The organism is Microvirga tunisiensis, from assembly GCF_009296175.1.
GTDB lineage: Bacteria > Pseudomonadota > Alphaproteobacteria > Rhizobiales > Beijerinckiaceae > Microvirga > Microvirga tunisiensis.
In genome coordinates this window covers 1-6,795 of record NZ_VOSK01000317.1, presented here as the reverse complement: position 1 = coordinate 6,795, position 6,795 = coordinate 1, and the positions used below count along the sequence as shown (strand labels likewise).

6 protein-coding genes and 1 pseudogene are annotated in these 6,795 nt (G+C 60.4%); 2 read left to right on the top strand and 5 right to left on the bottom strand.

Features of this window, described 5'->3' with window-relative positions:
- Positions 1–118: 118 nt before the first annotated feature.
- Positions 119–367, bottom strand: a pseudogene (locus FS320_RS35175) (IS6 family transposase); the annotation flags it as partial.
- 234 nt (positions 368–601) lie between these two features.
- Between FS320_RS35175 and FS320_RS45485 the strand changes: the two are divergent.
- Positions 602–778: a hypothetical protein gene (locus FS320_RS45485; RefSeq protein ID WP_153885370.1), complete on the top strand. Its 177-nt coding sequence runs from the start codon at positions 602–604 to the stop codon at positions 776–778.
- 42 nt (positions 779–820) lie between these two features.
- Here FS320_RS45485 and FS320_RS35170 read toward each other — a convergent pair whose 3' ends face one another.
- The 3 genes from FS320_RS35170 to FS320_RS35160 form a co-directional block, all read right to left on the bottom strand.
- Positions 821–1,579 carry a LuxR C-terminal-related transcriptional regulator gene (locus FS320_RS35170; RefSeq protein WP_152717010.1) on the bottom strand — a complete coding sequence of 253 codons (759 nt, stop codon included), beginning with the start codon at positions 1,577–1,579 and terminating at the stop codon, positions 821–823.
- Positions 1,580–1,891: 312 nt separating this feature from the next.
- The gene (locus FS320_RS35165; RefSeq protein ID WP_152717009.1) at positions 1,892–3,118 is read right to left on the bottom strand and encodes a sensor histidine kinase; all 1,227 of its coding nucleotides are present in this window, start codon (positions 3,116–3,118) and stop codon (positions 1,892–1,894) included.
- Between the two features lie 555 nt (positions 3,119–3,673).
- A complete protein-coding gene (locus FS320_RS35160; RefSeq protein WP_152717008.1) occupies positions 3,674–4,438 on the bottom strand; it encodes a response regulator transcription factor in 765 nt (254 codons plus the stop codon).
- Between the two features lie 473 nt (positions 4,439–4,911).
- Between FS320_RS35160 and FS320_RS35155 the strand changes: the two genes are divergently transcribed.
- Positions 4,912–5,121, top strand: a complete 210-nt coding sequence (locus tag FS320_RS35155) for a hypothetical protein (RefSeq protein WP_152717007.1) — start codon at positions 4,912–4,914, stop codon at positions 5,119–5,121.
- A 97-nt stretch (positions 5,122–5,218) separates the two neighbouring features.
- On the opposite strand, the gene glgC is transcribed toward FS320_RS35155, so the two are convergent.
- Positions 5,219–6,481, bottom strand: coding sequence for a glucose-1-phosphate adenylyltransferase (glgC, locus tag FS320_RS35150; RefSeq protein WP_152717006.1), 1,263 nt, complete (start codon positions 6,479–6,481; stop codon positions 5,219–5,221).
- Between the last annotated feature and the right edge of the window lie 314 nt (positions 6,482–6,795).

Here is a 6,795-nt window from a genome sequence, read left to right as displayed (position 1 = left end):
GCTCTTGACGGCCGCAGCTTGCAGGGGTTTGAGGTCGGCACCTGACTGCGGACCTCGAGGGGCCGACCCTCATCTCTTGTACAGCTCCACATCTCCTCCTTCAGAAATGTGTTCGTGACACACCGTCTAAGTGCCATTTGTCACCCCGCGCAGGAAGGCGGCGGCGGAACCGATTGGCAAAGGCCTGGCCAAACTTCAGGGCCCACTGCCGCACCGTCTCGTGGCTGACCTCGATGCCTCTGGCGGCCAGCATCTCCTCGACCATCCGCAGGCTCAAGGGAAACCGAAAGTACAACCAGACGGCATGGCTGATCACTTCAGCCGGGAAGCGGTGGCGAGCGTAGCGAGGAGGATGGGCGTTCTTCATCCCTCACCTATGCTTCCATCCGGTCACTCACCGGTTAACCTGACGGTGCCGGAGCAACGGCTCGGGAACTTCTAGCTCTTTTGGGTTACCCCAATAGCTGAGTTGCGGATCACAAAAGCGTGACTGTAAGTCTTGTGCAGCACTCTCCCTGGACCGGTTCAGCACCAACAATCAGCACCGGAATGGCTATTGGGGAGAGGCAATAAGAACACTCAAGCACTGTAGGGGCCCTCCATGGATCATCTTCGCCAGCAGGTCGAGCACGTTGCTCGCGCTTTCTATGACGCGCAGGAAGAAGCGCCCGATTGGGAGAGCGAGCCCGAATTCCTCAAGGAAGAGTTTCGTGAGTACGCTCGGGACGCCCTAGCCCTTCTTGCACAGCGCAGAGATCAGATGCTCGACGCAGCATAAGGCTGCCCTGGGGGGAGAGGCTTCATCCCGGACCTTGTTGCGCTACTCGGCAGCAATGATCGCGTTGTTGGCTGCAGAATTTAGGTGCTGCTGCGCCCACATTGCGGCCTGGGTCCGGTTGGCGGCCTTTACCTTCCGAAGAATGGCTTTGATGTGAACCTTCACGGTCGCCTCAGCAACTCCAAGGTCCCGTGCAATGAGCTTGTTTGAGGCGCCCTGCGTCAGGTGGTGCAGGATCTGGGCCTCGCGAGTTGACAGTCGACTTGCGGGAGCAAAGTCATTCGCTGGCATGGGGGCAATGGAAACACCTGAGCGGAACTGAGGACGGCTTGCCGTCTGATTGAGCAGAGCAAGGCTCACAGCAGCCGGAATAAAGGTCTCGCCGAGCATCACGAGGTCAAGAGCCTTGACCAAGGTGTTGGCTCCCATAGCTGTCGAGCACAGTCCGTGCAATCCAGCTTGGAAGAGATCGATCACAGCCTTGGATTCCAAAGAATCGGCGACAATAACCACCTGTGCCTTGGGGCACTGGGCCTTCAATCGCTCAATCATTCGACGATACTCGTCAGACGGGCAAGCTTCAGCAATGAGGAAGAGCACAGGATCTTGGTCGGTGAGAGCGTAAGGGTCTGACGAGGTTGCGCAGACGTCCCGTGACACGACGAACCTGGTTCCTGAAAGAACTTGGCTCAGGCCGGTGCGAAGAAGAATGTTTTGACAGATCAGAACGGTCGTGACTGGCTGGATCGGATGCTGAGCGATGGCAAGGGCCTGCTCTTTCTGTGCAACATCGTGAACCATGCTTGGACTGCCCCCAATTGTGTTGAGCCTGTTTGATCGGGATATGACCGTCCTTTTACCTGAGTTCAGCAGGCGAGGCGTGTCGGCCAAGAAGGGCCATATCCCTAACGCAGTCCACTGGTTTGGACATAGCCCCGCTGAAACGCGTAGCTAGGAACTTAGTTCCTCTGAAGAGGCACTTCTTCCTGCGACATAATGGGCCACAGTGCCCAGGTTGTCCCCACAGGATCGGAGCCGAAGGGATTCTAAGGCAGCGGTGATCGTCCGGCCCGGAGGTCGGCACCAGCCAGCTGCCTGATCGATCCGGAAGTACTAGAGATGGACTTGTGGACCGTCCTGGGCCGACACTTCGAGTACGAATCTGGTGCCCGGCTGCGCATCCTGCCACTCCAGTTGCCCTTCCAGTTGCCGCGTCAGGCTGGCCACGAGCCGCATCCCGAGGCTTCTGGATCTTGCCGGGTTGAAGTCTGATGGCAGCCCGATGCCTTGGTCCGATACCTCGAGCCGGAGGCGCTCCGGGCTGTCCGACGTCAGCTCGACCCGAACCTCACCAGTCCCTTCAGGGTAGGCGTACTTGAAGGCGTTGGTGACCAGCTCATTGACCAGCAGCCCCAAAGGTACTGCAAGGTCGGTCGGAACGATCACTGGGTCGACGCTGCATCCCAACGTGACGTTGGATGATGTGGCTCGAAGCTTCACACACAACTCACCAAGGAACTCCGCTAGATTGACGGAGCGCATTTCATTGTGCCGCCACAGGCGGTCATGAACCTGGGCGATGGTGTGCACCCGAGCCTCGGCGTCGGCAAGTGCCCGGCGCAGGTCGTCGTTTCCGGATGCCCGGCCCTGCATGTTCAGCAGGCCGGCCACGAGTTGGAGGCTGTTCTTGACCCTGTGGCTGATCTCCCGGGTCAGCACGTCCTGGTCCTCCAGGGCCTGCTGGAGAAGGGTCTTGTTGGCCCTGAGTTCCTCCTCGGCCTGCTGCCGCTCGATGGCGACACCCAGCAGGTTGGCAAACCCCTGCATGAAGGCGAGATCGTGCTCGGTGAACCGCCCCCCAATTGGACTGTCCACCTCGAGGACGCCGAAGGGACCGCCATCCCCTTGGATGATGACGTTAATGGCTCGCTTCACGCCGTGATCCACGAGGAGCCTTGGCGTGCGAAAGCGTGTCTCTTCGGCCAAGTGATTGGAGATCACGGGCTGGGCCGTCTTGAGGGCAAAGCCGGCAGGGCTCTCCAGGTCGGCTCCGGTGCGAGCGGCCCCAACCACCCCCGGCTTCCAGCCCACGCCCGCCCGGACCACGAACTCGTTCTCGGCGGGCAGGAACTCCATGATCTTGCAGAACTCGCTGTGCAGCCCTTCGGCGCAGGTACGGGTTGCCTCCTGGAGGAGAGCGTCGATGTCGTGCGTCTTGAGGGCGAAGAGTCCGAAGCGTGCCGTGAGCTGCTGCTGGCGCAGGCGGTAGGCGAGTTCGTCGGCGGCATCGCCGCCCTGCTCGGGTGCGATCGGCTGCGCTCCATCCAGGTTCGAGTTCATGGCCCCGCTTCAGGTTTCTGTTCTGTATCGAGCAGCTTAGAGCATCTTGGCAGCGGAAATCCAGTTCGGGAAAGTCCCTAGACGGCTGGGGTTCCCATATCAGAGTTCACGCCAGTTGATCCGGCGGCCCCATTCCGTCGCGAGCGGCGTCATAAGCTTTCACGGCCGCAGGACTTTTCCGGCGCGGTCTGCGCTCTCGGATGATCCGCGGCCCACTCGGGCGAAGGCTCCATCATCTCGCTGGTGTGCCTGACAACAGTGGCCCTGAAACTGGGGCCTTGGGGGCGTATGGGTGTGTCCGGGATCCCGTTAGAACAGGAGCCGCCTGAGAAATCATCAGGATGGGCGGCCCCTCCGCGCAGACCTGTTCGGTCCCCGCTATGCCGCCTCTTGAGGACGGCATGTCCACGTCAATGGACAGCACCTGCCAGCCGCCAGTTCGTCGGCGGCACTTCCAGCCTTCTCGTAAACCGCTATGCGAGGTTACCGGAGGAGCACACGAGGGGTCGGCAGCACGACGTGTGAGGCCCATTCCTCGAGAACGAGCCGTCGTGATCAGTTGCTCAGGGACGGTTGCTCTCCAGGTCGCAGGTTCTCGTTGGCCCACATGGCGGCCTGAGTACGATTGGCGGCACCAGTCTTCCGCAGGATCGCTTTTATGTGCACTTTAACGGTCGCCTCTGCGACATTGAGTTTCCTTGCAATGACCTTGTTGGCGTCACCGCCCATGAGGGACTGCAGAATGGCGGCTTCTCGCGGTGAAAGCTTCGTTGCTCTCGGATCAGGGGCATTCCCGCACGACGCAGCAGCGATCTGGCCTGCTCCGGACATCGTGTGAGCTTGGCTCAAGAGAGACTGAAGCACCGTTCCGGGCAGGAATTGTCCGCCCGCCATCGTGAGATCAAGAATGGTGACCAGAACCTCGCGTCCTCTGGTGGAAAGACAGAAGCTATCGACCCCGGCAGCAATCGCAAGCTGGATCAAACCGAGGTCAAAGCTATCAGCGATGGCGACGAAGCGAGCCGTCGGTTGCTTGCTCCTGGCATCTTGCACAAAGCCGACTGTCTGTTGCAATGATCCGCTCGCATCAACGATGTACAGAGCCGGCGTTAAGCTAGACCGACCTGAGGGCAAGCTATTCCCGCTGCGGCTCTCGTCAGCCACTGCAAAGCGCGTGCTGGCCAAAAGGTGCATGAGACCGGCCCGCAGTAACAAGTTGCTGCACAGCAACTCTGTTGCGACAGGTGCGCCTGAGCCACGAGGCAGGCCTGTAACCTGTTCGTTGGAGTGGGCATTGCAGCCAAGTTCATCGTGGAACATCACTTGCCCCAAAGTCAGCCCAGCGCCGACGCAGCGTATTCATCAATGAAGATGAAGAACGCTGGTATGATCAAGAGGTAAACTGCCCGGTTTAGTCATTAGGTGGTATGCGTTACTACGGAAGAGCGCCCAGGTCTTAGCTTGGCCTGCAGAGATGCATAGGGCGCAAGCTTTTTCGGAGTTCCTATAGAGCCTGCCGCATCGGAAGTTTTGAATGCCGGCGGATGCTCTGACCATTGGCATTCGGATCAGGTATAACCCCAACCCAGATGCCCTCTGAAGACGCGACCCAGATCATCCGCATGAGAGAACACGGGATGAGGGCACAGAGGGACGTCCTGGCACTGCCGACGCCTGCTGCCTTACTTCGCCTGAGTGTTGATAAGGTGAGCCGGTCGCGACTATCCTGGCGGGCCTAAGCATGCCAGCGAACACTGCTGCCGCAACGGATGCCGTTCCGCCGGGAGGGAGGCGTGATCAAGGCGATGGTCAGCTGGGCTGACGTAGGCGAAGTCCAAAACCCATGCTGGAGGACGTTCCAAAACATGCGCTTCGAGGTCCAGCAAAGGCATATTGATGCTTGGCGCGATGATCCCGACGGCGTTTGGGCTTTGGTCCGCACCAGCCCTCCCGACGCGCCGCCGCTGTGGGCTCTCGAAACTTTCTATTCGACTGAACTGTGACGGTGACATGGTAGGACTGGCGGAGAGTGGCGGAAGGAAATCCGGCAGCGCGCATGGACCCGGATTGACACAACTCATGAGCCGGACTGCGCCTCGCCTATAACCCAAGCCTATCTACCATGGGTTGGGTAATGAGGCAGATGCCGCTCTCAGTGTGCCGGAAGCGCTGCCGGTCTAGTTCCGGATCCTCACCCACCACGAGCCCTTCCGGGATCCGAACGCCGCGATCAACAATGACCTTCCTCAGCCGGGCTGAGCGGGCAATCTCGACCCCAGGCAGCACCACGGATTCCTCCAGCTGAGCACCGGGGTGGACACGCGTTCCGGTAAATAGCAATGAGCGCCGCAGAACGGCTCCCGACACCACGCAGCCGCCGGAGAGGATGCAATCGATCGCCTCCCCTCGCCCAGGCCCATCCTGTGTCAGCTTCGCCGGCGGGGTGATCTCAGCGTAAGTCCAGATCGGCCAAGCGGTGTCGTACAGATCCAGGCCCGGTGTGGCTTGGGTCAGGTCGATGTTAGCCGCCCAATAGGCATCGAGCGTGCCAACATCGCGCCAGTAGGCTTCCGCCTCATCGGAGGAGCGCACACAAGAGCTGGGGAAGCGGTGCGCCACAGCTTTGCCGTGCTGCACCAGGTACGGAATGAGATCCTTGCCGAAGTCCCGGCTGGAGCCCGGCTCGGCCGCATCGCGCCGGAGCTGATCGAACAGCACACGGGTGGAGAAGACATAGATGCCCATGCTGGCCAGCGCCATCTCAGGCTTGTCGGGCATGCCGGGCGGGTCCTTCGGCTTCTCCAGAAACGAGAGGATACGGTGGTGCTCATCGACGGCCATGACCCCGAAGCCGCTCGCCTCGGCGCGGGGCACCTCGATGCAGCCGACCGTCACGTCAGCGCCCTGGCTGACATGCTGCTGAAGCATGATCTCGTAGTCCATCTTGTAGATGTGATCACCCGCTAGGATCACGATGAACTCAGGGCTATAGCTCTCGATGATGTCGAGGTTCTGGTAGACCGCGTCGGCTGTGCCCTCGTACCACATGGTCTCGGAGACGCGCTGGCTGGCTGGCAGGATGTCGAAGCTCTCGTTGCGCTCGGCTCGGAGGAAGTTCCAGCCGCGCTGCAGGTGCCGGATCAGGCTGTGAGCCTTGTACTGGGTGGCGACCGCAATGTGGCGGATGCCGGAGTTGAGGGCGTTCGAGAGGGCAAAGTCGATGATGCGCGACTTGGCCCCGAAGTACACGGCTGGTTTGACGCGCTTGTCGGTGAGCTCCAGGAGACGGCTGCCGCGTCCTCCGGCCAGAACATAGGCCATGGTGCGGCGTGAGAGCGGGGCAGAGGCAGGGCTCGTCGGCATCGGCGTTTCCTCCCATTCAAGCGGGGCTCTTCTGGCCCGCTAAGCTTCTATGCTCTGAGATGAGGGGAAGTTCCTCACCGACAAGGGATGGTATCCGATGGTGTCTATCTCTTAAGCCATCAGGGTGGCGATTGAGCCGCTGAAACATTGCCTGGAACTTCGGGTGCGCTCGTCGAATTAACCTGCTTTAAAAAAGCAAATCAAAAATTTGGCCCCTGCGGGCCGAACTCAGGGACAAGCGCCCTCGAAGGTCAGTAGCAAGTCAACGGCAGCGAAGTCAGCTGGCGGGCGCGGTGGATTGCCCGCCAGACGTG